This is a genomic window from Aeromicrobium sp. UC242_57 (assembly GCF_044452305.1).
Lineage (GTDB): Bacteria > Actinomycetota > Actinomycetes > Propionibacteriales > Nocardioidaceae > Aeromicrobium.
Window position 1 is genome coordinate 485,940 of record NZ_JBIOAM010000003.1, and the last position, 23,964, is coordinate 509,903.

Below are 23,964 nucleotides of genomic sequence, written 5' to 3' on the forward strand. Positions count from 1 at the left end.
CGGTGGCCGAGAGCGTAGTCGGGTGGATCACGTTTCGGTGCGGCCCCGTATCGTGGACCGCTGACGTCGCACCGCAGACGTCCGGCCGTCGCTGTGGCAGTCGCAACGTGAGAGGGCACCGATGAGTTCGACCAGTTCAAGTCGAGGCAATCCGTCGATGTCCGACATCGTGCGGTCGATGGTCGTGATCGTGCTCATCATCTTGGCTCTGTGGGGCTTCGGGAAGTTCTTCACGAGCGACCCAGAAGATCCGGTCAAGCCGATCGACTACGCGCAGGTCGTGTCGCAGGCCCGTCCGGCCGCGAACTTCGAGCTGGCCGCCCCGTCGAGCCTGCCTGCCGGATGGCGAGCGACCTCGGCCCGGTTCGACCCCAACTCGTGGCACCTGGGCGTCTTCACCGACGACGACGAGTACCTCGGCATCGAGCAGCCAGCTGAGCGTCGACCGTGCCTTCGACCGGTTCGCCGAAGGCAGCAAGAGCGCCGGGACGACGGTCGTCGCAGGGGAGACCTGGACGGTGCGCGAGGGACCCAAGGGGCGCTGGGCCTATGCCCGCGAGGTCGACGGGATGACGATGCTGGTCAACACGACGTCGACCCGCAAGGTGCTCGAGAACTACATCTCGTCGCTGACGACGTCCTGACCGTTCTGTCCGCTCTGACCGTTCTGGGCGGCCGCGAGCCGGGCCTTGGCGCCGTCGAGCCACTGCTGGCAGATGCCGGCCAACAGCTCGCCGCGCTCCCACAGGGCGAGTGACTCGTCGAGGCTCGTGCCACCGGTCTCGAGGCTTCTGCACGACGGCGATGAGCTCGTCGCGGGCCTGCTCGTAGCCGATGTCGGGCGTGGACTGGGCGTTCTCGGAGGTGGGGTCAGCCATGGGGGTGCTCCTCGGTGGATTGGGTGCTGGCCGTGATGGTGCCGTCGACGACCCGGATCGTGAAGGGGGGCGCCTGCGGAGACCTGGCCGATGGACGTGATGACGGTGCCGTCGGGCAGCTGCGCCACGGCATAGCCCCGTTCGAGCGTCGCCAGCGGCGACAGCCCACGGACGCGGGCGAGGTGGTGCCCGATCTCGTCGGATGCCCGGTCGAGCCGGTGGCCGAGCGAGCGTCGCGCGCGATCGCGGACGTCGTGGAGCCGGTCTTCTTCAGACTCGATGAGTGTGGCCGGACGGGACAGGACCGGACGGCTGCGCAGATCGGCCAGACCGCGTGCTTCGCGGTCGAGCATCGAGCGGATGGCCAACGACGCGCGCTCACGCATCGACGCCACGCCGGCCAGCGTCGCGCACGTCGGGGACGATGCGCTTGGCGGCGTCGGTCCGGGGTGGACGCCCGCAGATCGGCCACCAGGTCGAGCAGGGGGGTGTCGGGCTCGTGGCCGATCGCGCTGACGACCGGGATCTTGCAGGCGTGGACAGCCCGGATCAGCGCTTCGTCAGAGAACGGCAGCAGGTCTTCGATCGAACCGCCGCCCCGGGCGATCACGATCAGGTCGATCGAGGCGTCGCCCGACAGCTCGGCGAGGGCATCGATGACGTCGCGGGCTGAGCTTCTGCCCTGCATCAGCGCGTGCCGCACCGTGAACGGGACGTCGGGCCAGCGCAGCCGGGCGTTCTCGAGCACATCGCGCTCGGCGGCGGAGTTCTTGCCCGTGATGAGGCCGATGCCGGCGGGCAGGAGGGGCAGCCGGCGCTTGAGCCGTGGATCGAACAGGCCTTCGGCGGCGAGCAGCTGCTTGCGACGCTCGAGCTGGGCCAGCAGCTCGCCCTCGCCCTGGGGGCGGATCTCACGCAGGTCGAGCGACAGGCTGCCGCGCGGGGCGTAGAACCGTGGCTTGGCGTGGGTGACGACGCGGGAACCCTCGGTAATTGGCGCAGGCGAGGCGTCGAGCACGCTGACGTGACAGGTCGCGTCGATCGACAGATTGGCCTGCAGATCGCGCAGCTTGAGGAAGCACATGCCCTGTCGTCTGGTCAGCGAAGCGATCTCCGCCTCGATCCACACCGCGCCGAGGCGGCCGATGTAGCCGTCGAGAAGCTGGGAGATCTGGCGGAGGGGGGCAGGGGTGTCCGCGCTCGTCTCCAGGGCCATGTCGACAACCTTAGGCCCGAGGTCGGACCTTCCGGGTGAACGCCTGCACACCTGTGGATGGCGACCGGCTCATGCGGCGTCGCCTAGACTGGGGGCATGTCCTCACAGGTCTCCCTTGGCATGCCTCCGGTCGGTGGCAGCGTGCTGCTCGCCGATCCCCGCGGCTACTGCGCGGGTGTCGATCGCGCCGTCATCACCGTCGAGAAGGCGCTCGACCTGTACGGCGCGCCGGTGTACGTCCGCAAGCAGATCGTGCACAACAAGCATGTCGTCAACAATCTGGCGGCGCGTGGCGCGATCTTCGTCGAAGAGCTCGACGAGGTGCCCGAGGGCGCAACGGTCGTCTTCTCGGCCCACGGCGTCTCGCCGATGGTGCACGCCGAGGCCGCCGAGCGCAGCCTCAAGACCATCGACGCGACGTGTCCGCTGGTCACCAAGGTGCACCACGAGGCCGAGCGTTTCGCCGCCGAGGACTACCGCATCCTGCTGATCGGCCACGAAGGCCACGAAGAGGTCGAAGGCACTGCCGGCGAGGCCCCCGACCACATCACGCTCGTGCAGACCCCCGATGACGTCGACGATCTCGAGTTCCCCGAGGGCACCCGCCTCTCGTGGCTGTCGCAGACGACGTTGAGCGTCGACGAGACGATGGAGACCGTGCGCCGGCTGCGCGAGAAGTTCCCGGCAGCTCGAAGATCCGCCGAGCGACGACATCTGCTACGCGACCCAGAACCGCCAGGTCGCGGTCAAGGAGATCGCCAAGGACGCCGACCTGGTCATCGTGGTCGGCTCGGCCAACTCGTCCAACTCGGTGCGCCTCGTCGAGGTCGCGCTCGAGGCCGGTGCGAAGGCGTCCTACCGGATCGACGACATCTCCGAGTTCGACGAGGCCTGGCTCGACGGTGTCGCGCGAGTCGGCGTCACCTCAGGTGCGTCGGTGCCCGACAACCTGGTGCAGGACGTCCTCGGCTACCTCAGCGCGCACGGTCATCCCGACGCCGATGCGGTCCGTACGGCCGACGAGAGCCTGATCTTCGCGCTGCCGCCTGGCTGCGCAAGGACATGAAGGCCGCCGGAGTCCCCTACAAGTAGGTCCCCCGCTGGGCCCTCAGCGGCGCGGCGTGACCACCATCGCGCTGCCGCCTCCGCGTCGTCTCGGCTCGGCGACCGCAGTGAGATGCCCCTTCCGGTCGACCTCGATCGCAGCGGCAGCACCGATCTCTGCCGCTGACGTGAACTGGTCGCCCGACGGGGTGGCTGCTGACCGTACGGCGCGAGCAGGTCTTGGTAGGCCGTGATGAACTCTGGCTCGGCGGACGTCGTCGCGGCATTGCGCTGCGAGGCGCGCGGTGCGGCCACCGCCTCGGGCAGGGTCATGCCGAGGTCGACCCGGTTGAGCAGGATCTGCAGCACTGTCGTGATGATCGTGGCGCCGCCGGGCGAGCCGAGGACGTACTTGACCTTGCCATTGCTCGTCACGATCGTGGGCGACATCGACGAGCGGGGGCGCTTGCCCGGCTCGATGCGGTTGGGGTCGGCGGGATCGTACGTCGTGGAGAAGTCGGTCAGCTCGTTGTTGAGCAAGAAGCCTCGTCCTGGCACGGTCATGCCCGATCCGCCGGTCTGCTCGATCGTGAGGGTGTACGCCGCGGCGTTGCCCCAGCGGTCGACGACCGACAGGTGGGTCGTGGAGATGTTCTCGGTGTCGTCCCGCTCGGCGGTCGCCGTGGTCCGGCAGCTGCGACCGTCCAACGATCCGGCGCTGACCGGCTTCGGCGATGCCTTCAGCGGATCGATCGTGCAGCGTCGCGAGTCCGCGAACCGTTGGCTCAGCAAGGTGCGGGTCGGCACGTCGACGAATGCCGGGTCGCCGACATGTGCCGCGCGGTCGGCGAAGGCCCGCGCCGAGGCTTCGAGGTACAGATGCAGGCTCTGGGCGGTTCCAGCGCCGCCGCGGAGGCGATAGCCCTCGAGGATGTTGAGCGCCTCGCCGACGGAGGTTCCGCCGGACGACGAAGGTGCCATGCCGTAGACATCGAGGCCGCGGTAGGAGATGCGCGTCGGCTTCTCCTTGACGACGCTGTAGCGGGCCAGGTCGCGCGCGGTGAGGCTTCCTGCCGGTGCCGGGAGCGTCGACGCCGGATCCTTGCGGGGTGACTGGACGACCGACGCGATCTCGCGGGCGAGCCGACCGCGGTAGAACGCGTCGGGGCCGCGGCGGGCGATCGACGTCAACGTGCGGGCGAGATCGGGGTTGCGGAACCGGGTGCCGACCTTCGGAGCGTCACCGCCGGGCAGGAACAGCGCGGCGGTGTCGGGGAAGGCGGCGAAGCGGCTGGCGTTGTCGAGCGTCTGGCTGCGGAACGTCTGGTCGACGACGAAACCACGTCTGGCGAGCTTGATCGACGGAGCAAGCGTCCTGGCCAGCGAGCGGGTGCCGAAGCGGGAGAGCGCCGCGTCCCACGTCGCGACGGTGCCGGGCACACCGACCGCGACACCGGACGAGACCAGCTCGGGCGTGAACCGGTACGGCTGGCCGGTCGCCGGGTCGATGAAGGCGTCGGGCTTGACGGCCGCAGGCGCGGTCTCGCGGCCGTCGATCGTGCTGACCTTGCCGGATCGGTGGTCGTAGTAGACGAAGTATCCGCCTCCGCCGATGCCGGCGCTGTAGGGCTCGGCGACGCCCAGTGCCGATGCCATCGCGACTGCGGCGTCGGCGGCGTTCCCGCCCTTGGCCAGCACGTCGCGACCGATCTTGCTGGCGTTCGCGTCGACGCTGGAGACCGCTCCGCCGGTGCCTCGGGCTGTGGCGGGCGTGGCGGACGCTGTGCCTGCTGATGCTGGGGGTGGGGCTGCGGTGAGCAGCGCCGCGCTGACGGCGACGGCGGAAGCCGAGGCGACGAGACGCCTCGGTCGGGTAGACACGGTGGTCTGGTTCAAGGCGGTCTGGGTCATGGAAGCTTCCCCGGAAGTCGTTTCTGGCTGAGCTTTTCACGGTACGACCGGGATCGCGGGCGCGCACGCGCTGCGGGCGCGACATCCATCCGACTGAGATGATGGGGGAGTGGAAACTGCCCTGACGTTCGTGACCCTGCTCGCCATCGTCGTCGGGGTTAGCTTCGCTCGCCGATCGGCGTGGAGTCTCTGCGCCGTTGGTGCTGATCGTGGTCGGGATCGTGGGCTCCTACCTGCCGTTCGTGCCGAAGCTTCGAGCCACCCCCGAGATCGTGCTGGTCGGTCTGCTCCCGCCGTTGCTGTACGCCGCCGCGATCCGCACCTCGCTGGTCGACTTCAAGGCAAATCTGCGGCCGATCGGCCTGCTCAGCGTCGGCCTGGTGCTGTTCACGACCGTCGTGGTCGGGTTCGTGGTGTCGGCGCTCCTCGACATCCCGCTCGCGGCCGGCTTCGCGCTCGGTGCGGTCGTGGCGCCGCCCGACGCCGTGGCGGCCACCGCGATTGCTCGTCGGATCGGCCTGCCGCGCCGGGTCGTCACGATCTTGGAGGGTGAGAGCCTGGTCAACGACGCGACCGCGATCGTGACGTTGCGGACGTCGATCGCCGCGATCTCCGGCACCGTCACGGTCTGGCAGGCCGGTGCCGGCTTCATCATCTCGGCGGTCGGCGGGGTGGCGATCGGCCTGGCGGTCGCGTTCGTCATCGGCAAGCTGCGACGCCGCATCGAGGACGCAGCTGACCGACGTCGCCGTCTCTTTGCTGACCCCGTGGATCGCGTACCTGCCGGCCGAGGAGATCCACGTGCCGGGCATCGACGCCCAGCCGTCCGGTGTGCTGGCTGTCGTCGTCGCGGGCATCATCTTGGGACACAAGTCGCCGGTCATCCAGTCGGGCACGTCACGGCTGTTCGAGCGCACCAACTGGGCGACGATCTCGTACGTCCTCGAGAACTCGGTGTTCCTGCTGATCGGGCTGCAGATCCGCGACATCCTCGTCGACGTCCGGAGCAGCGATCTGTCGGCGACGCGCATCACCGTCTCGTGCATCGTGGTGCTGGCGGTGGTGATCCTGGTCCGGCTGGTGTGGGTGTTCCCGGCGACCTACCTGCCGCGGTTGATCCCGAGCGTCGCGGAGTCGGAGCCGCGTCCCACCCCGAAGACTGCGTTCCTGATCGCGTGGACCGGCATGCGCGGTGTCGTGACGTTGGCGGCGGTGTTCCTGCTGCCGCCCGAGACGCCCGAACGTGAGGTGCTGGTGCTGATGGCCTTCGTCGTCACGGTCGGCACGTTGATGATCCAGGGGCTCTCGGTGCCGGCGCTCGTGCGATGGCTCAAGGTGCCGGGGCCCGACCGGCACGAAGACTTCTTGCAGGAGGCCACGGTCTTCCAGGCGGTGACTGATGCGGGGATGAAGTTCCTCGACGACGAGGTCGCCGGAACGGTCTCTGACTCGGTGCTGGAGCGTCTGCGCACCCGGGCCGTCGACCGGACCAATTCGGTCTGGGAACGTCTCGGCGGTGCCGAGACGCCCAGCGCACAGTACTCACGACTGCGTGCGGCGATGCTGCGCCGGGAGCGTGAAGAAGTGCTCAAGATCCGCGCGCTGGGCACGATCGACCAGTCAGTGCTGACGCGCATCCTGAACGCCCTCGACGTGGAGGAGTCGATCCTCGATCGGATGTGGGAGGGTGAGACAACTGCGAATCGGGAGGTCGACTTGCGTCCCACCTACGACCAGACAGGCCCGTGCGAGCACCTCGTCGAGGCGTGCACCGTGCCAGATCCGATCACGCCAGCCGGTTGCGAGGAGTGCCTGCGTGACGGCGACGAGTGGGTGCACCTGCGGTTGTGCATGCAGTGCGGTCACGTCGGCTGCTGCGACTCGTCGCCCAATCAGCATGCGACCAAGCACTTCCATGCCACGACGCATCCGGTGATGCGCAGCTTCGAGCCGGGCGAGGCCTGGCGCTGGTGCTTCGTCGACGAGGTGACTGGCTGACCAGCTGACGGTTCCGGTTCAGCGTTCGGCGTCGGTCAGGATGCGCCAGGCGATCAGGATCAGCGCGATGCCGTGTCCGACCAGCAGGGTCAGACCGTGGTCGATCGTCGCGGCGATCAGCCGGGCGATGGTGCCGGCGTCCTTGGCCATGCCGTCGACCTGGATCGCCGACGGGGCGATGATGCAGACCGCCAGCAGCGTCACGATCAGCAGGACTGGCGGGAACACGCCGGTCGGGAACAGCGAGCGGACGTCGACGCTCATCGGCACCGTGATCACGATGAGGACGAAGCCGACCGAGAAGAGCAGGTCGAGACGACCGTCGGCCAGGTCGATGCCGGTGACGACGGCCATGGCCACGCAGGCGGCAACGATGGCCTGGCGGACGCTGAGGTCGCGACGCGCCATGCCTCCGGGTGTGGGGGACACCGCCTGCGTCATGGCTATGACGTTAGTTCATCGACGAGCTCAGGCGCCGTCAATGACCGGGGTGTCGACTCGATGAGCCTGGGTGACTCGACGGGTGTCTCGGAGACGTGCAGGGCGTTGAAGCGCCGGGCAGTGACCAGGAAGCGGCTCTCGATCGAGCTGACGGCCTCGTTGTACGACCGCACGGTGCCTTCGAGCGAGCGGCCGAGCTTGTCGACGTGACCGGCGACGGTGCCGATGCGGTCGTACATCTCCTTGGCGATGGTCTGGATCTCGCGGGCGTTGGCGGCGGCTTGCTCTTGGGTCCACGCGTAGGCGACGGTGCGCAGCAAGGCGATGAGCGTCGTGGGCGTGGCGAGCACGACCTTCTTGGCCGAGGCGTACTCCAGCAGGGTCGGCTCGGCCTCGAGCGCCGCTGACAGGATCGACTCGCCGGGGACGAACAGCACCACGAACTCGGGGGCCTGGTCGAACTGCGACCAGTAGGACTTGGCGGCCAGCTGGTCGATGTGGGTGCGGACCTGGCGCACGTGGCGCCGCAGGTGCTCGGCACCTTCGGCCTCGGTGTCGGACTGTGCGGCGTCGAGGTAGGCGTCGAGCGGGACCTTGGAGTCGACCACGACGCGCTTGTCGCCGGCGAGGCGCACGACCATGTCGGGGCGCAGGATCGACTGGCCGTCGTTGACGCTGACCTGCAGCTCGAAGTCGCAGTGGTCGAGCATGCCGGCGAGCTCGGCGGTGCGCTTGAGGTGCATCTCGCCCGAGCGTCCGCGCACCTGGGGGCGACGCAGGGCCGTCGCCAGCGAGGCGGTCTCCTTGCGGAGCGAGTCGCTCGTGAGGCGGACGGCGTCGACCTGCTCACGCAGCTGGGTGTGCCACTCGATGCGGCTCGACTCGAGCTGGCGGAGTCGTTCGCCGAACCGGTCGAGGCTCTCGCGGACGGGCTCGACGGCCTGAGCCGTCGCGGCGGTCGACAACGAGAGATCGTGGGCGGAGACGGCGGGCGCCTGACGTCCACCGATCACGTAGCCGAGAGAAAGGCCCGCGACGAGAGCGAGTATCGCGACCAGAAGGAGGGGAAGGAGGTCCATGTCCCCATGCTGACCTCCACCTCTGACACTTCCACCCCCTCAACCGCGAGTGGTGCGGGTTGGACTGTCTGAGACGGCGGGTCTGTCCAACGTGCACCACTCGCGGGCCGGTTTGCACCAGTGGCGAACCGGATCAGCCTGCGGAGCCGCCAGCGACCTCGTAGTTCCAGACCTCGCTGTGGGTCGAGACGGGCTTCGGGGCATCCCCGCCGGCGCGTTCGGCGGCCGAACGGTGGCCCTCGGCGAACGACGGCGAGCTGACCCAGGCCTGGAACGACTCCTCGTCCTCCCAGCGTGAGACCACGAGCCACTGGTTGCGGTCGTCGGTGGGCTTGAGCAGCTCGAAGCCGAGGAATCCTGCTGCACCATCGACGGCGCCCGCACGGGCGGCGAAGCGGTGTGCGAGCTCGTCTCCGGAGTCGGCCGGAACGGTGATCGCGTTGATCTTGATGACTGAGCCCATGGTGACTGAAGCCTCTCTGTTGGGTTTCCCGCCAGGATAGTCAGGGACCCTCGAATCAGTGTCCGGCGCCGATCTCGACCACCAGGACGCCGGCGGCGATCAGCGCGATGCCGCCCATCATGACCGGAGTCAGGGCTTCCTTGAACAGGATGCGGGACGCGATCGCCGTGAGCGCGACCCCGCTGGCCGCCCAGATGCCGTACGCGACGCCGAGCGCGATGCCCTCGTTGAGCGCGAGGGTCAGGAAGCCGAACGCCGCGAGGTAGCCGATGACGACGCCGATGTAGAACTTCGGTGCTCCGGCGGCTGTCATGCGCAGCGACAGGGTTGCGCCGACCTCGAACACGATGGCGCTGATGAGGAAGATCCACTGCATCAGGCTGCTCCGCTCTCGGTGGTGGGGGCGTGCTTGTGCGCAGCCTGTGCGCCGAGCTCGACTGTCAGGACGCCGGCGATGATGAGGATGATGCCGACGCCCATGAGTCCGGTGAACGGTTCGTCGTAGATGACCGCCGACAGGATCGACGTCGATGCGACGCCCATCGCGCCCCAGATGCCGTACGCGACGCCGAGCGCCATGCCCCGGCGCAGCACGAGCGACAAGAACACGAAGGCGGTGATGAATCCGACCGCGACGACGATGTAGAGCAGGGGATGGTCGAGGGCGCCTTTGAGGGACAGGGAGGCGGTGACCTCGCTGGCGATCGCGCCGGCGAGCAGGAGCCAGGTGGTCATGCGTCGTCTCTTTCGAGTAGGTGGAGGGCTGTTGCGAGGACCTCGAGCCGTTCGGCCTCGGTCAGGGGGAGGACGCCGCTGGCCTCGGCGAACCAGCAGCCGTCGGCCATGAGGCGTACGGCGTTGAGCCGCGCTCGCTGCGTCGGCGGCAGGTCGGGCGGGAGCTCGACGAAGGGACGGAAGCGTTCGGCCCACCGTTCGCTCATCGCGACCCGGGAGCTTTGGGTCGCTGAGCATCACCAGGTCGGCGGCGTCGTGGACGTACGTCGTCGCCCAGCGCAGGTAGGCGACGATGCGATCTTCTGCGGAGGCGTCGAGTGATCCGCCGGGCAGCAATGTTGCAAGGTCATGTTCGTAGCCGTCGATCACATGGTCGACCAACGCCGAGAGCAGGGCTTCCTTGGTCGAGAAGTGGTACATCAAGCCCGGCTTGGTGACTCCGGCCGCGCGAGCCGCGGTGTCCATCGACAACGACCCGCCCGCTCGGATGAGGTCGAGGGCGGCGTCGAGGAGGTCTGTGCGTTGGGATGGGCGGTGTGCTGCGATCGGCATACCACTTACTTTACCAACCGGTTGGTAAAGTAAGTCAAGTCGAGCGCGGAGTGATAGTGATGACACATGGACGTCCTGCTGACCGAACGACTGCGTCTTCGTCCCTTCACTCTCGACGATGCGCCCGCCTTGTTCGAGCTCTTCGCGCTGCCTGAGGTCGCCAGGTGGAGCGGCACGGGACAGCCGATGACCGACCTGTCTCAAGCGCGGGAGCGGATCGAGCGAATGCCCGCCCGGGCCGGATCGTATCCGAGTTGCGGGCAGTTCTTTACCGAGCGCCGCGACACGGGGGAGTTCGTCGGCAACACCCTGCTGGTTCCGTTGCCAGCCAGCGCCGGCGTCGACCGCTCCGACTTCGAGGTCGGCTGGCACCTGCATCCCCGCGCGTGGGGCCACGGCTTCGCGACCGAGGCCGCCGCAGCCCTGCTCTCCAGGGGCTTCGACGCCGGGATGACAGAGATCTATGCGGTCACCGATCCGGAGAACGTCCGGTCGCAGGCTGTGTGCCGCCGGCTGGGCATGACAGATCTCGGACTGTCGAAGGACTGGTACGACACCGAGCTCAGGGGCTTTCGCGCTGTGCCCGCGGCGGCGTAGGTTTCAGCCATGATGTGCGACGAGTGCGGCGGAGCAGGCGCCACCCACGGGACGGCGTCCGGTCGCACGCTCTGCGACGGTTGCTATCGACGGCTCGGGCAGATGACCGGCGCAGTCGTCGGACTCGACAACGGGGGGCGTCACTGGAGCCGTCGTCACAGGGTTGGCGGTCGGCGAATTCGCCGGTGCGACCGACCCCGAGGTCGACGCGATCAGGCAGCGCCGAGCCAAGCTCGCGGCGACCACGGGATTCTGGCGACGGCTGTACGTGCGCATCATCGGCTGACTGCGTCCAGAGCAGTGCACCACAGCCCGTAGGATGGTCGATTGTGGCTCTCAGCATCGGAATCGTCGGACTCCCCAACGCGGGCAAGTCGACCCTCTTCAACGCCCTGACCAAGAACAACGTGCTCGCAGCGAACTACCCGTTCGCCACGATCGAGCCGAACGTCGGTGTCGTCGGTGTGCCCGACGCGCGCCTCGGCAAGCTCGCCGAGATCTTCGGATCCGAGAAGCAGCTGCCTGCGACGGTGCAGTTCGTCGACATCGCCGGAATCGTCCGCGGTGCCTCCGAGGGTGAAGGCATGGGCAACAAGTTCTTGTCGCACATCCGCGAGTCCGATGCGCTGTGCCAGGTCACCCGCGTGTTCCGCGACGAAGACGTCACGCACGTCGACGGCGACGTCAACCCGGCCAACGACATCGAGACCATCTCGATCGAGCTGGCGCTGGCCGACCTGCAGACCATCGACAACGCGCTGCCGCGACTCGACAAGGAGTCACGCAAGGACAAGTCGCTGGTTGCCCCGTTCGAAGAGGCCAAGAAGGCCAAGGACGCGCTCGAGGCCGGCACCGGTGTGCTGAAGGCCGGGCTCGACCTCGACCTGCTGCGCGACCTGCACCTCATGACCGCCAAGAAGTTCGTCTACGTCTTCAACTGCGACGCCGACGGCTGGGCGACGAAGACCTCAAGTCGCGGATGCGCGAGATCGTCGCGCCGTCCGAGGCGATCTTCCTCGACGCCAAGTCAGAGGCCGAGCTCGTCGAGCTGGGCGATGATGAGGACGCCGAGATCATGCGCGCCGAGATGCTCGCCGAGATGGGTGTCGAAGAGCCCGGCCTCGACGCTCTCGCGCGAGTCGGCTTCGACACGCTCGGCCTGCAGACCTACCTCACCGCGGGCCCCAAGGAGTCGCGCGCCTGGACGATCCCCGAGGGCGCCACGGCACCCCAGGCGGCCGGCGTCATCCACACCGACTTCGAACGCGGCTTCATCAAGGCCGAGATCGTGTCGTTCGACGACCTCGTCGAGGCTGGCTCGATGGCTGCCGCCAAGAGTGCGGGCAAGGTGCGCATGGAGGGCAAGGAGTACGTCATGGCCGATGGTGACGTGGTGGAGTTCCGCTTCAACGTCTAGACAAGGGCTTGACCCGAACTCCAGACCCGGAACTCCAGATGCGTGGTCAACCAGCGCGTCGGTACGAAGCAGGTGGAGATCATGGTGCCGGGGACGTCGGCGTTCAGGCCGCATGCGGCGAATGGGTCGGTCGTCCTGATTCTTGTCAGCGACAACGAGGCGGAGACTCAGCTGGCCGGGGCACGCCGGTCAGTGTGGAGTGCAGCGCTCCTGCGCGAAGGCAAGGTTCTGCTCGACGCGAGGTCGCTCTGACGGCGGCAGCTCTCGGTCCGTGAGGACGGTCCGGGCGAGTGCCGCCGACTCGGTGTAGCTGCCCACCCAGTAGCTGGAGACAGAGAGCTCGTCGCGGGCCCGCCAGCCGTAGCAGGCTGGCACCACAAAGAGGATGTCGTCTGTCGGTGCCAGCTGGACCGCCCTGGTCGCGAAGACGTGGGCCAGCTCGTGGCGGCCTCGTTCGCGGAGATGACGGGAAAGCTCGACGAGGGTCTCGGCGCGTCCGGGTCGGCGTTCGAATGCCGCCAGGTAGGCAGCGAGAACGTCCGCGTCACTGTCAGCGAGGCGCTCGCGGAGCACTGCTACCTGCAGAAGTGAGTACCAGACCTCTTCCTCCCAGCCGCCCATGGCAGCCCGATGCTCGTAGGCGGACACGGCCTCTCTGCCGCGGCCGAGGTCTCGTAACGTCTGGGCTCGGTAAAAGACATAGCGAGCGTTCTCGGGATCGGCGGCGAGTCCGCGCTCCAGCAGTGCAAGATCACGCTCGAACTTGCCCGTGCGGCTGGAGCCCTCCGCGTGATCGTGGAACCAGGCCCCTTCGAGGGTCCGACGGGCTGCCAAGTCGACGTCGAGATATTCGTGGGTGACGCCCACGTAGCGTGTCGAGCTGTCAGTTCGCAACAGCCTGATGTTGGCGTAGTGGAGCCCGCTGGCCCGCTGGCCGAGCAGGTAGGCGTCCGCAGTGAGGGCGTCGCGGAAGGTGGTGTCCTCGACCACGAGCTCCATGTCGGCGTCGCACAGCAGGAGGTAGTCGGCGCCATGAGCGGCGGCAGTCTCACGTGCTGCGGCGAGTGAGTCGTTACGTGCCTGGGCGAAGTCGTCGAACCTGCCGTGGGTGACCTCGCCGGGCACGCCGATCCGCTCGAAGAATGACCGAACGATGCCTGCTGTGCCGTCGGACGAGCCAGTGTCGTGGATCGCGTAGGCGTCGATCCAGGGTGCGGCGGCCACCAGACAGCGTTCGATGATGGCGGCTTCGTCCTTGACGATCATGGTCAGGCAGAGCCGGGATCGAGTATCAGCCACAGCCAAGGAGTCTAGGGGGTCACGGCGTATGGCTGGTCGTCTTCGGCGAGACGAATCGATGGGGGAGCGTCATCCGCCGTCTGAAGTGTTACGTCGCGCGTGAGTTGTTGCCCTTCATCCAAGCGGTCTCTCAGGACCAGCCTGACCTGAAACTCCCTCCGATCGCCGCTTGACGATCTATAGGAAGCTTCAGGTCACAGCGTGAGGAAGTGGAGGCATGCCCCAGCATCAATCCTCAGAGGCGTGGCTGCGGTCGGATCAGCCTCTGACACGCACCCGCAACGTCTTCATCTTGCCACCGGTCTTGATGCCGAGGTTCCAGTCATGCCCGGCCATGCTCTTGTCGATCCGGATCGTGAGTGCCCACTGCTTCCGGCCCGCCGGGTACATCGCCCTGCCACGCACGTGCGGCCGACGAGGCACAAGCTCGGCGAAGTAGTACGTGGGTCGGACGGACGAGTTGGTCACCACGAGCCGGTACGACCCTCCTGGAGCAACCAGGAACCGGCCACGTGCGAGCTTCGCGCCTTCGAGGTAGGTCGTGTGCAAGGTGTAGCGCCCCCTCGCCACGGTCCTGTTCCCGGCCTTGTCGATCCCGACCGCGCGGTAGCGGACCACCCGGCTCGTACCGTCGGTTGAAGCCGCTGCGCGGCGCTTCACCGAGCAGCTGGCGACGCCGGAGAGGCGGTCCGTCGCTCGACAGATCGCTCGCGGCGCTGCGCCGAAGTACGACGCACCCTTGCGGACGCCAGCGACCCGGACGCGGGGCGCGGATCGGTCGATGTTGATGCCGGCGACCGTGACAGTGTCGGTTCCGCCGTCGGTGGCGGTGATGGTGCGGGTCACGGACCGGCCGGCACCGTTGTGCCGCAGCGTCACCGGAGAGGGGCAGGCCGCCGTCAACGGTGCGGTGGTCGGGGTGCAGGCGAACCGGATGGTCACCGGCGAGCGATACCAGTCGGGACCCTTCCGTCCGCGCGACGACTTCTTCGTGACGACGGTGGCAGTGATGATCGGATTGCTACGGCTGGTCGAGGCCGAGGAGCCGGTGAACCGCTCGTCCCCGGCGTACGCCGCCGAGACCGCCGATGCCTGACCGGCGGGGATTGCCCGGGGCAGGGTCGCGGTCGCGCCACCGGAGCCGGCGATCAGGGGCGCCTGCCCGACAGGCTCCCCGTTGAGGCTGAACGTCACGGTCCCGGACGGCGCTGCCGCTCCTGTGACCATGGAGCGCTGCGGGGTGACCGTCGCGACCAGTGCCTCGGTGGAGACCCGGAGCCTGGTCGTGGTGGCGGCCGGGCTGACCGCCAGGGAGGCCGAGGCACGTGACCCGGCGTAGCGGTCGCTGTCAGTCGGCGTCAGCACGACCTCGACCGGGTGCGCTCCGGGCGCCACGGGCGTGCCGCCCGGTGCCGTCACCGAGAGGGTCACTGGGCGGTCCGTGGACACCGAGACGGCAGGACCGGTGCTCACACCGTCGACGAGCAGCTGGACGGAGCCAGCCCGGTCGGCGACGACCGTCGCCTCAGCAGGCTGGCCGTAAAACGACCTGTCCAGATGCGAGGGTCATGCCGACGGAGGACGTGGCGAGGCTGACCGGGATCGACTGCGTCATGGAGGACGCCGCCGCGTAGTCGTTGCTTCCGGCCTGATCGGCGGCGACCACGCAGACTCCGGCGCGGTCGAACGACACGACCTGTCCATCAGGTCCGCCGGGGCGTCCCCGTGATCGAGCAGGCGTCGTTCGTGGTGGTCGGATCGATCGAGAAGACCACCGCCGCGCCCGCTCGCCGCCCGTTGCGGCCGGACGGTACGTCCCGGTCACCGAAGCGGCAGTCGGCGCAGTGGTGGTGAAGGTGATGGACTGCGCGCCGACGAGGACGGGAATCGTCCGGGTGGCTGTCGTGGCGGCCGTATGACCGGCGTCTCCAGCCTGGTCCGCGGCGATCACGCAGTCCCCGACGTGCAGGAACGACACCGTCTGACTGTCCGGGTCGCCCGAGACCACGCACGCCTCGTTGGTCGTGCTCGGGTCGACGGAGAAGGTCACCGGTTGGCTGGATCCGCCGCCAGTGGCGGCGAGGTCCACGGTGGTGCCGACGCGCGCGTCGCCGGAGAGCGCCGGGAAGGTGATCTGCTGGGCCGCCAGCGCGTAGGAGATCGTCACGGCACCATGTCCCGCGATGGCAGCAGGCCCAGTGGTCCCGTCGGCCTCGACAGTCCACGACGAACCCCCGCCGCCGCCCGCGCTGACGAAGCTGCTGCCGCCGAGGCCGCCGCCGCCGCCGTAGAAGCCCCCGCCTCCGCCGCCTGCCGCTCCCGACGCGGCGCCTCCCTGACCCAGCTGTCCGGCGGTGGCAGGTGGGGTCGCCGAGCCTCCGGTGCCGGCTCCGCCACCACCGGGCACGGCGCCGTTGCCGCACGGGGCACGGCCAGGTTGACCCGCTCCGCCGCCGTCACTCTGGCCCGCCGAGTTCCCGCAGTTCCCACCGCCGCCACCGCCGCCTGCCACGATGAGTCGCGTGTCGGAGACGGTCAACGCGGTCGTCTGAGACAGGGTCCGGATGTCGGAGGCTCCGCCGCCTCCTCCGCCGTACCCGCTGGAGGCGCCGGTGCCGCCGCCGTTGAACCCTCCGGGCCCCGAGTAGTTGCTGCCGGCGCCGCCCACCTCGACGTACAGGGTCTGGCCGGCGTGGATCCGCTCACCCGAGTCGGATCCTGCCCCGATGCTGAGGCTCTGGGATGCCACGCCGCCCCGGCCGCCATTGCCGGTCCCTCCCATGCCGCCGCTGGCACCCCTCAGGTCCATCGTCAGCTCGGATGGGCCCGCCGGCACCACGAACGTCTGCTCGGCGCCTGTGTGGAGAAGACGCAGGTCACGGTCGTGCCGGCCTGGGAACAGTTCGGGGGCAGGGCCGCTCGACGGATCGGCCTCAGCGACACCCAAGGGACCCATCACGGCCACGACCATCGCGCCCACCACGACCTTCGCGACCATTCGACCAGCGTGATTCACCATTCGGCAGTCTTCCGTTCCTGTCGGTCCTAGCGCCAGCACTCTCGAGACTGCACAGACGCGACGACGTCGGCACGTCGTTGACGCCGGCCAAGCCTAATACAGACACGGAACCCGCATGGTCGTTTCAGGGAATCGTTCAGCTCATCCTGCGATCTGGATCGCTTCGAATTCGTGGGGCTCTGTCCGTTGGATCCGACCTCGCTGAGGTCCGCCATCATTCACCTAGACGCCCCGCCGCGGAACCCCGGTCAGCTCCGCGCCCACCGCTCCCGCGGCGGCACCGCACTCCACGCCCAGCGGTCGATTTCGGTCCGGTCTGCATGTCGGAGGATCGGGTTCCCGCGGATGCAGAGCCCCCAGAAGAGCACCTGTCCGCAATCGAGACACTCCACAAAGCTGACGATCGTGTACTTAAGGTCCGACGCGAGCAGGGCGGTCATGTCCTCGAGCGAAACGTCACCGCGCAGCTCGCGCATCCGGCCGGTGTCGACCCTTTGGATCAAGGCCCCGGTGGTCGCCTCGATGTCCCAGGGCATCGCGCCAACGCCGGGCACCCCAGCCGTGTCAGCAGGTTTCGCAGTCGTCCACGAGGTCAGTCTGCTTGACCTGATCGGTGAGTCGACAACCGCAACGCCGAGGCGCCAAAATGCCGCAGTCTAGGATGTCGTCGTCACCGATGTGGCGGTGTGGGGATCAGGTTCGGAAACTCTCCTGTTCTGCCCCCTCTCCGTGCCACGATGACTGGACAGCAAGACTCCTGACGAACCGGTGATCCGCCGAGGGTGACACGAGTCGTCGTCACCGGGACCAGTGCTGCCGACCCGACATGCATGAGGAGATCCTGCACGTGAACCCCCCTCCGGCGCTTCGCCCTTACCGGCTTCCGTTCCTACCGGCACTGTGCACACTCGGGATGTTGTGGCTCTCGTTGACCCCGTCCCTGCTGCCGAGGCCGGCGATCTTCCAGGGTGTCCTGTGTGGCGTGGCTGCGCTGTCTGGGGTACGCCGCCGGGGCGCTGATCGGTTGGCTCATCCGAAGTCTTGGGCTGTCTCTGACCGGAACCCGCAGGCGCATTGCGTGGCAGAGCCTGGGTGTGCTGGCGCTGGTCGGTACCGGCATCATGCTGGTGCTCCACCTGCGTTGGCAGCGGCGTCTTCGCGAAGCGTTGGAGATGGACCAGGTGACCTTCGGCTACATCTCCGCCGTGGCTGTCGTGACGGTGATCATCTTCATGCTCGTCCTGGTCATCTCACGGCTGCTGAGAGCAGCAGGACGCTCAACCGGTCGTCAGGTCGCCCGGGTCCTGCCGGCCAAGGTCGCGGTCGTTACCGGGGTGCTGATTGTGGCGGTCGCGACGTATGGAGTCGCCGACAGCCTGCTCTTCGGGCGCATGGTCGGACGACTTGATGCGACCTTCATGGCGATCAACGACGAGTTCACGACCGACGTCCCTGCGCCGACCAGTCCTTATCTTTCTGCTGGCCCCGAGTCCCAGGTCAAGTGGGCCGACCTCGGCCGACAGGGGCGAGTCTTCATCGCCAATGCGCCCACCGCCGAGGCGATCTCGGCGTTTACCGGTGCGGAGGCTAAGCAACCGGTGCGTGCCTATGTCGGCGTGGGCACCGACCGCGAGATCGATCTGCGCGAGGAGGCCGCCTTGGCGGCCGAAGAGCTCGAACGCACCGGCGGCTTCGAACGGGCAGTCATCAACGTCGCCACCGGGACCGGTCGCGGTTGGGTCAACGAGAACCAGGCGCGCGCACTCGAATACATGTGGGCGGGCGACACCGCGACGGTGAGCATGCAGTACTCCTACCTGCCCAGCTGGATGTCCTTCCTGGTCGACGGACAACGGGCACAGGATGCTGGCCGGCTGCTCTTCGAGGCCGTCTACGACCGGTGGAGCCAGATACCAGAAGAGGATCGTCCCCTCCTCGTGGTCAGCGGTGAGAGCCTGGGCTCCTTTGGTGGCGAGGGCGCCTTCTCTGGCGCTCAAGACCTTGCGGAGCGGACCGATGGTGCACTCTTCGTCGGTCCGACCGCGAACAACCGGCTGTGGGGTCAGTTCACCCGAGAACGTGATGCGGGCACGCCGGAGGTCGACCCGATCTACCGCGATGGTGCCGTCGTGAGGTTCTCCGAGGACGGGCGCACCTGGCCGGGTGCATCGGTGTGGGACGGAACCCGCGTGGGATACCTCCAGCACGCCAACGACCCTGTGACGTGGTGGTCGGCCGAGCTGGCCTTCCACCGGCCCGACTGGCTGGTGGAGAAGCGGGGTCGCGACGTGCTCCCGCAGACCCGGTGGATTCCGATCGTGACGATGCTCCAGGTCGCTGCCGACCAGATGGTCGCCAACGATGTACCCGATGGGCAGGGTCATCAGTTCGGCCAGGCGCCTGTGTATGCCTGGGCGCACATCCTCCCGCCGCCGGGATGGTCAGATGCCGACAGCGATCGACTGGCTGAGGAGATCAAGGACCAGCAGGTGCAAGAGATCGGCTGAGCCTGACGAGGATTGGGCCAGGCCCACCAAGACGATTTTCAGTGATCTTGTGAGAGTCCGCGGTCGAGCCAGAGCCCAAGTGAGTCGTCGACGCTGAATGCCCCGGCGTCGAACCGCTCCGCGAGCGATGTGAGCCAAGCCCCGTACGTGGTGAACTCCGGGGCCGGGGTAGGTCCGTCGATCGGCAGCTGGATGATCTGGCCTGGTGTTCCGGCTGGCAACGGGTCGAGGTCGAGGGCGTAGCCATCACCTTCGGCGTCGGTGAACTGAAGCCATCCGCGACAGTGGGGGATGGTCCGGACCTTGTCGGGTTCCATCCAGGCGTAGTCGTTGCTGTCGAGATCGTCGCCGAGGGCACTGACTCGCATGTCGGAGGTCTCGATCATCGCCTCGACGCTGAGAAAAGTCTGGTGGTCGAAGACGTCCAGCAGCCGGGTCGGGTTGTCTTGACCGTCGTGCCGGCGCAGGCTCGCCACGAAGTCGGACGGGAGCTCCTTGCCAATGGTGAGGGCGAGAGACTCGAGGTCATCGTCGCGGGCGGGGCCGCGCAAGGTCGCCGCAACTTCCGGCAGCCGATCATGCAGCACACGTTCGATGATGTCCCAGGCAAGATCCACGTCCATGCGCCGAGTTTAGGGCCGAGCCGTGAACCCGACGGCCACTACGGTCATGACCCATGAGCGACGGGCCATCGGCTGGTGACAAGCGCATGCGACTGAGGTTCGCCGGCAGGTGCCGCGTGTGCGGGACCGAGCTGCCGGCGCAAGTCGAGGCGATCTACGAGCGGGCCAGCAAGACCGTTCGTTGCCTCACGCACGTCGAGCCTTACGCCGTCGCGGTCGTGGCAGAACCGATCGACATCGGGACACCCGGTGCTTCGGCTCGCCGGGAGTTCGAGCGCCGCAAGGCTGGTCGTCAACGACGTGTGCGTGCGAAGCACCCCAAGATCGGCGGGCTGCTCCACGCACTGACGGATGAGCCGCAGTCGACCAAGTCTTGGGACGTCGGGACGTCGGGGCGATCGGTGAAGAACGGCTCGGCAGCCGCCTCAATGAGCTGGCCTCCGACCGCGTCCGTGTGCTGCACGACCGTCGCGTTCCAGGATCCCGAGCCAACATCGATCACCTCGCTGTGACCCGGACTGGCATCTACGTGATCGACGCGAAGAGATACGCAGGACACCCGCGACTGAAGGTGCAGGGAGGTTTGCTGCGTCCCCGGACCGAGAAGCTGTTCGTCGGCAACCGTGACTGCACGAAGCTCGTGGACAGCATTCTCAAGCAGAGGACCGTTGTCACGGAAGCGATCGGTGGCGGCGTGCCGGTGCACGGCGTCATGTGCTTCATCGAAGCCGACTGGCCTCTCATCGGAGGGGCGTTCACGACGCGAGGAGTCTCGGTGATGTGGCCGAAGAAGATGTACCCGGGAGCTTGAATTAGACGGTCCCTTGACGAACGAAGAGATCGCCGAGATCCACCGACGTCTGGCAACGGTTCTGCCATCAGCCTGAGCGCGAAGCTTCCCAGCAGAATGACGCGATCAGGTGCCGTCAAGTTGGACCCAGGGATAGGTCCACTGCCTGGTGGAGCGGTCTGCGTCGTCCTCGCCCCACCAGCCAGCGGTCCTCGGCTGCGGCGCCTATCCCTTGCCGAGAGTCTTACCGGCCTGCGATTTCGCTGGCTTTGACGGACCCTTCGATGCCAGCGTCCTTCCTGCCTTCGACAGTGCACTTTTGCTCGGCTTTCCACCACTTTTCGCCATTCGTGTTCACCTCCTCGCATTCTGACTCCAGTTCTATCTGAGACCGCAGACAGAACTGGCGAGATCACTACATCGGACGAGAGCGGAGGGACTGGCCCAGCCGCCGGTTCTCCATCTCTGCGACACATTCGGGCGGTCTGAGCGATGCGCTGGATGATGACATCCGCTGAGACGCGCAGCAGGTTTGGTCCGCTAGAAGAGGTTGGTTGCTATCATTGGTGATATCACTCAGAGGAAGGTGTCGGCAGTGGCATCTATCGTCATTCGAGGACTCGACGAATCCGTGAAGCAGCAGCTCGCAGCACAGGCGAAGGAACACGGTCGATCCATGGAGGCAGAGGTGCGAGACATCCTCACTCGATCCGCTCAGCGCCCGCACATCGGCCTGGCGCTGATGCAGGCGGCTAGCGAAGTCGGCGGCATCGAGGCTTTCCCTGTTCCTCAGCGCACTGACCCTGCGCGGGCGGTCGACTTCGAATGATCGTCCTCGACACGAACGTCATCTCCGAGATCTTCCGGCCCCAGCCGGACCCGCAGGTTGTCTCGTGGCTGGAGTCCCTCAGCGGCGATGTCGCCATCACAGCCATCACGCTCGCAGAGCTGCTGGCGGGTGTCCGGCGGCTGCCCAGCGGCAAGCGCAAGTCAGAGCTGACGTCCAAGATCGAGCTGGCGCTTCAGCCCTATCGCAACACCCGGGCGGTGCTGTCGTTCGATGACCAGGCGGCCGAGCACTACGCCGACGTCCTCATCTCCCGTGACAAGGCCGGACTGCCGATCAGCATGGCGGACGCGCAGATCGCTGCGATCTGTCGAGCCAACTCAGCAGCCTGTGCGACTCGCAACACCAAAGACTTCACCCACACCGGGGTCGAGCTCATCGATCCATGGGAAGCCTGACCGAGAATGAGGACGTACTGACGTGATCAATTCATATGACGTGGTCTCGCGAATCGCTGCAGGCTTGGGCGTAGCCGAGGTGCCGCAGCCCATGACCCGCACCACCGCAGACGGCGCGAAGAAGATCGGCATGGTCGAGGTGGCCGACTGCCCCCAGGCGGGCATCACCTCGTGGGCGAGTGTCGCCGCCAGCTTCTTCCCCACCGGATACCGGACGCCGGATGGACGGCCGCTCGGCGTCGAGCTCGTTGCCGGCATCGACTCACGGTGGACGTTCATGGGCGATGCGGTGGCCGCGTGCGCGTTCGAGATCGGCGAACCGAACCAGGTGGGGCCGGGGACGGTGTACCGCGGCGCGATCAGCAGCCAGCACCCCGACGCGACCACCCCGCACCTGATGTCGGTGCCGCCGTTCCTCTGGAACCCGTTCGGGTCCTTCAGCGACGCCGACATTCACGTGACCTGGCTCCAGCGTGCCGGTCACCGACGGAGAAGCCGAGTTCTGCCTGTCGCACGGGTTCAACGCCCTCAGTGATGTCTTCGACAGGGAGCAGCCCGACCTCTACTCGATCGAGCGGCCGAGCGTCCGTCTCGCCTGACCAACGACAACGGCCCCGAACCTGAGGTCCGGGGCCGTCGTCTCGTGGTGCTGGGTCAGCCCATGGCTACCTTCTGGCAGGTGCCGCTGGCCTCGGTGAACAGGTTCACGTCGGCAGGATCGACGCCGGCCTGGTTTCCGTCGGCGATGGCGTTGAGCGTCTGAGCCGAAGCGTCGTCGTAGACCTCGTCGACGAAGCAGGTCACGACCTTGTCGAGGATGTTGCCGGGCAGATCGGCGTCGCCCATCAGGTCTCCGACGAGCTTGGTGTAACCGTCCACGACCTCGTCCTTGGAGGGCTTGCCGTCCTCGCCCTTGTCTTCGCTCTCAGCGCTGTCGGCCGGTGCTTCCGTCGTGGGGTCAGCCTGCGACGTGGTGTCCTCCTTGGTGTCGTCGGCCTTGTCGTCGGAGCCGCCACAAGCAGCGAGGCCGAAGGTCGAGAGCGTGAGCACCAGCGCGGTACCGGTCAAGCGTGAGCGAATGTTCATTGTCGTTCCCCTGTTCGTCAATGACGGTCGACCTAGGCAGTCGACTGTTCGCGCAGCACTTTATCGGTGTCGCAGGCGTTTGCGAGAGGCGGTCTCGACCTTTCCCTGCCACGCCTGACATCATGACCGCATGATCGAGAGTCCGCAGACGATCCAGGTCAGCCGTGACGGCATCGCCCACGAGGCCACGGTCGCGTGGCGGTACGAAGATCGCAGCTGGACGGTCACGATCGAGTCGGCCGAGTTCGAGCCCGTCGAGGCGCGCGAGAACGACGCTTTCGAGGCGCTGAGCGTCGTGCGCGACCAGCTCGAGCCACTCGGGTGGCGGCTCGGCGTCGCCGGCGCGCAGATCGACGTCTGGCCCAGCGGCATGGCCCGCGACCAAGGCGGGGATTGCGGGCGTACCGGATGACGGAGCAGCAGACCGAGGGCCTCGTCGACACGTTCGAGCCAGTGGACCCGGCGACGGTGGCTACCGTCAGCGAACAGCGAGCCGAAGCAGACCGGCTGTACGAAGCGATTCGACGCAACTACAGCTCGAAGGGATGACCTCGATGTCTCACCTCGCTGAGCGGTTGGCGGCGTCCTTGCCCGAGGGCTTCACGATTCCCGAGCCGCTCGACCGTGCCTGGTCGTGGATGGAGGCGCAGGGGTGGGGAGTCGAACGCAACGGCGGCTACTTCTTGACGCCCTACGCCGGCAGCCGGCAGCTCGGGATCGTCTTCTCCGCCCAAGAGTCGCTGGCCGGCTGGTTGGAGCCCGGCGACCCGGGGTTCGCGCAGCTCGTGCCGATCGCTCAGATCTCTGGTGATGGCAGCACCGGAGCGATCTGGATCGGTGGAGACGCCGACAGCAACGAGCTGCGTTTCGTCGCGCTCGGCTCGGACGGCGACACGTTCTTGCTGGCGAGCTCGGCGGTCGACTTCCTCCGGCTGATCGCCATCGGTCATCTTGGCTCAACTCGTGGGACCTCGAGCTCGAACCGGACGACGAAGAAGCAGTCGAGGCGCACTCAGCCTTTCGGACATGGGTCGAGGCCGAGCTCGACACGACGGTCCCGTCGG

23 protein-coding genes and 8 pseudogenes are annotated in these 23,964 nt (G+C 67.4%); 14 read left to right on the forward strand and 17 right to left on the reverse strand.

Annotation, left to right across the window (positions count from 1 at the left end):
- The first annotated feature begins 178 nt into the window (after positions 1-178).
- A pseudogene (locus ACHMWU_RS12795) lies at positions 179-644 on the forward strand (DUF4245 domain-containing protein).
- Here ACHMWU_RS12795 and xseB read toward each other — a convergent pair.
- A complete protein-coding gene (xseB, locus tag ACHMWU_RS12800; protein WP_396046720.1) occupies positions 617-1,264 on the reverse strand; it encodes an exodeoxyribonuclease VII small subunit in 648 nt (215 codons plus the stop codon). The pseudogene ACHMWU_RS12795 and the gene xseB sit on opposite strands and share 28 nt — an antisense overlap.
- Positions 1,265-1,380: 116 nt before the next feature.
- Positions 1,381-2,094, reverse strand: a pseudogene (xseA, locus tag ACHMWU_RS12805) (exodeoxyribonuclease VII large subunit); the annotation flags it as partial.
- A gap of 96 nt (positions 2,095-2,190) precedes the next feature.
- Here xseA and ACHMWU_RS12810 point away from each other — a divergent pair.
- A pseudogene (locus tag ACHMWU_RS12810) lies at positions 2,191-3,186 on the forward strand (4-hydroxy-3-methylbut-2-enyl diphosphate reductase).
- A gap of 198 nt (positions 3,187-3,384) precedes the next feature.
- Here the strand turns inward: ACHMWU_RS12810 and ggt are convergent.
- Positions 3,385-5,049, reverse strand: a pseudogene (ggt, locus tag ACHMWU_RS12815) (gamma-glutamyltransferase); the annotation flags it as partial.
- Positions 5,050-5,270: 221 nt separating this feature from the next.
- On the opposite strand from ggt, the pseudogene ACHMWU_RS12820 reads away from it, so the two are divergent.
- Positions 5,271-6,318: pseudogene (locus tag ACHMWU_RS12820) on the forward strand (cation:proton antiporter); the annotation flags it as partial.
- Positions 6,319-6,900: 582 nt separating this feature from the next.
- Positions 6,901-7,047 carry a UBP-type zinc finger domain-containing protein gene (locus ACHMWU_RS12825; protein ID WP_396046722.1) on the forward strand — a complete coding sequence of 49 codons (147 nt, stop codon included), beginning with the start codon at positions 6,901-6,903 and terminating at the stop codon, positions 7,045-7,047.
- Between the two features lie 18 nt (positions 7,048-7,065).
- Here the strand turns inward: ACHMWU_RS12825 and ACHMWU_RS12830 are convergent, their stop codons facing one another.
- From ACHMWU_RS12830 to ACHMWU_RS12860, 7 genes and pseudogenes are all read right to left on the reverse strand, one after another.
- On the reverse strand, positions 7,066-7,488 hold the full coding sequence (locus tag ACHMWU_RS12830) for a DUF6542 domain-containing protein (protein WP_396044191.1): 423 nt from the start codon (positions 7,486-7,488) through the stop codon (positions 7,066-7,068).
- 2 nt (positions 7,489-7,490) lie between these two features.
- Positions 7,491-8,567 carry a DNA recombination protein RmuC gene (locus tag ACHMWU_RS12835; RefSeq protein WP_396044193.1) on the reverse strand — a complete coding sequence of 359 codons (1,077 nt, stop codon included), beginning with the start codon at positions 8,565-8,567 and terminating at the stop codon, positions 7,491-7,493.
- A 133-nt stretch (positions 8,568-8,700) separates the two neighbouring features.
- Complete coding sequence (locus ACHMWU_RS12840; protein ID WP_396044195.1) at positions 8,701-9,030, reverse strand: antibiotic biosynthesis monooxygenase family protein; 330 nt, start codon at positions 9,028-9,030, stop codon at positions 8,701-8,703.
- Between the two features lie 55 nt (positions 9,031-9,085).
- Entirely contained in the window at positions 9,086-9,406 is a 321-nt protein-coding gene (locus ACHMWU_RS12845; protein WP_396044197.1) for a DMT family transporter, read from the reverse strand.
- Complete coding sequence (locus ACHMWU_RS12850; RefSeq protein WP_396046724.1) at positions 9,406-9,765, reverse strand: DMT family transporter; 360 nt, start codon at positions 9,763-9,765, stop codon at positions 9,406-9,408. Before ACHMWU_RS12850 ends, ACHMWU_RS12845 begins: the two co-directional genes overlap by 1 nt.
- A pseudogene (locus tag ACHMWU_RS12855) lies at positions 9,762-9,974 on the reverse strand (TetR/AcrR family transcriptional regulator); the annotation flags it as partial. The pseudogene ACHMWU_RS12855 and the gene ACHMWU_RS12850, both read right to left, overlap by 4 nt.
- 181 nt (positions 9,975-10,155) lie before the next feature.
- Positions 10,156-10,317: pseudogene (locus ACHMWU_RS12860) on the reverse strand (TetR/AcrR family transcriptional regulator); the annotation flags it as partial.
- Between the two features lie 66 nt (positions 10,318-10,383).
- On the opposite strand from ACHMWU_RS12860, the gene ACHMWU_RS12865 reads away from it, so the two are divergent.
- From ACHMWU_RS12865 to ychF, 3 genes and pseudogenes are all read left to right on the forward strand, one after another.
- A complete protein-coding gene (locus tag ACHMWU_RS12865) occupies positions 10,384-10,914 on the forward strand; it encodes a GNAT family N-acetyltransferase (RefSeq protein ID WP_396044200.1) in 531 nt (176 codons plus the stop codon).
- Between the two features lie 163 nt (positions 10,915-11,077).
- Positions 11,078-11,200, forward strand: a complete 123-nt coding sequence (locus ACHMWU_RS12870) for a hypothetical protein (RefSeq protein ID WP_396044202.1) — start codon at positions 11,078-11,080, stop codon at positions 11,198-11,200.
- 43 nt (positions 11,201-11,243) lie between these two features.
- A pseudogene (ychF, locus tag ACHMWU_RS12875) lies at positions 11,244-12,331 on the forward strand (redox-regulated ATPase YchF).
- A gap of 189 nt (positions 12,332-12,520) precedes the next feature.
- Here ychF and ACHMWU_RS12880 read toward each other — a convergent pair.
- The 4 genes from ACHMWU_RS12880 to ACHMWU_RS12895 all read right to left on the reverse strand — a co-directional run bounded on the left by ACHMWU_RS12880 (position 12,521) and on the right by ACHMWU_RS12895 (position 17,185).
- On the reverse strand, positions 12,521-13,597 hold the full coding sequence (locus ACHMWU_RS12880; RefSeq protein ID WP_396044204.1) for a hypothetical protein: 1,077 nt from the start codon (positions 13,595-13,597) through the stop codon (positions 12,521-12,523).
- A gap of 291 nt (positions 13,598-13,888) precedes the next feature.
- The gene (locus ACHMWU_RS12885; protein ID WP_396044207.1) at positions 13,889-15,103 is read right to left on the reverse strand and encodes an Ig-like domain-containing protein; all 1,215 of its coding nucleotides are present in this window, start codon (positions 15,101-15,103) and stop codon (positions 13,889-13,891) included.
- A gap of 52 nt (positions 15,104-15,155) precedes the next feature.
- Positions 15,156-16,628, reverse strand: coding sequence for a glycine-rich protein (locus tag ACHMWU_RS12890; protein ID WP_396044210.1), 1,473 nt, complete (start codon positions 16,626-16,628; stop codon positions 15,156-15,158).
- A gap of 269 nt (positions 16,629-16,897) precedes the next feature.
- A complete protein-coding gene (locus ACHMWU_RS12895) occupies positions 16,898-17,185 on the reverse strand; it encodes a hypothetical protein (protein ID WP_396044213.1) in 288 nt (95 codons plus the stop codon).
- A 441-nt stretch (positions 17,186-17,626) separates the two neighbouring features.
- Between ACHMWU_RS12895 and ACHMWU_RS12900 the strand changes: the two genes are divergently transcribed.
- The gene (locus tag ACHMWU_RS12900; RefSeq protein WP_396044215.1) at positions 17,627-19,156 is read left to right on the forward strand and encodes an alpha/beta hydrolase; all 1,530 of its coding nucleotides are present in this window, start codon (positions 17,627-17,629) and stop codon (positions 19,154-19,156) included.
- Between the two features lie 38 nt (positions 19,157-19,194).
- Here the strand turns inward: ACHMWU_RS12900 and ACHMWU_RS12905 are convergent, their stop codons facing one another.
- The gene (locus ACHMWU_RS12905; RefSeq protein ID WP_396044218.1) at positions 19,195-19,779 is read right to left on the reverse strand and encodes an SMI1/KNR4 family protein; all 585 of its coding nucleotides are present in this window, start codon (positions 19,777-19,779) and stop codon (positions 19,195-19,197) included.
- Positions 19,780-19,865: 86 nt separating this feature from the next.
- Between ACHMWU_RS12905 and ACHMWU_RS12910 the strand changes: the two genes are divergently transcribed.
- From ACHMWU_RS12910 to ACHMWU_RS12930, 5 genes are all read left to right on the forward strand, one after another.
- Positions 19,866-20,291: a hypothetical protein gene (locus ACHMWU_RS12910; protein WP_396046996.1), complete on the forward strand. Its 426-nt coding sequence runs from the start codon at positions 19,866-19,868 to the stop codon at positions 20,289-20,291.
- The gene (locus ACHMWU_RS12915) at positions 20,213-20,590 is read left to right on the forward strand and encodes a nuclease-related domain-containing protein (RefSeq protein ID WP_396046726.1); all 378 of its coding nucleotides are present in this window, start codon (positions 20,213-20,215) and stop codon (positions 20,588-20,590) included. Before ACHMWU_RS12910 ends, ACHMWU_RS12915 begins: the two co-directional genes overlap by 79 nt.
- Before the next feature lie 529 nt (positions 20,591-21,119).
- Positions 21,120-21,398, forward strand: coding sequence for a FitA-like ribbon-helix-helix domain-containing protein (locus ACHMWU_RS12920; RefSeq protein ID WP_396044220.1), 279 nt, complete (start codon positions 21,120-21,122; stop codon positions 21,396-21,398).
- The gene (locus ACHMWU_RS12925; protein WP_396044222.1) at positions 21,395-21,814 is read left to right on the forward strand and encodes a type II toxin-antitoxin system VapC family toxin; all 420 of its coding nucleotides are present in this window, start codon (positions 21,395-21,397) and stop codon (positions 21,812-21,814) included. The genes ACHMWU_RS12920 and ACHMWU_RS12925 overlap by 4 nt, the downstream gene beginning before the upstream one ends.
- Positions 21,815-21,905: 91 nt before the next feature.
- A complete protein-coding gene (locus ACHMWU_RS12930) occupies positions 21,906-22,349 on the forward strand; it encodes a hypothetical protein (RefSeq protein WP_396044224.1) in 444 nt (147 codons plus the stop codon).
- Between the two features lie 119 nt (positions 22,350-22,468).
- On the opposite strand, the gene ACHMWU_RS12935 is transcribed toward ACHMWU_RS12930, so the two are convergent.
- Positions 22,469-22,882, reverse strand: a complete 414-nt coding sequence (locus ACHMWU_RS12935; protein WP_396044227.1) for a hypothetical protein — start codon at positions 22,880-22,882, stop codon at positions 22,469-22,471.
- Positions 22,883-23,030: 148 nt separating this feature from the next.
- Between ACHMWU_RS12935 and ACHMWU_RS12940 the strand changes: the two genes are divergently transcribed.
- Positions 23,031-23,312 carry a hypothetical protein gene (locus tag ACHMWU_RS12940; RefSeq protein ID WP_396044229.1) on the forward strand — a complete coding sequence of 94 codons (282 nt, stop codon included), beginning with the start codon at positions 23,031-23,033 and terminating at the stop codon, positions 23,310-23,312.
- 118 nt (positions 23,313-23,430) lie between these two features.
- Here the strand turns inward: ACHMWU_RS12940 and ACHMWU_RS12945 are convergent, their stop codons facing one another.
- A complete protein-coding gene (locus ACHMWU_RS12945; RefSeq protein ID WP_396044231.1) occupies positions 23,431-23,850 on the reverse strand; it encodes a hypothetical protein in 420 nt (139 codons plus the stop codon).
- Positions 23,851-23,964 lie beyond the last annotated feature (114 nt).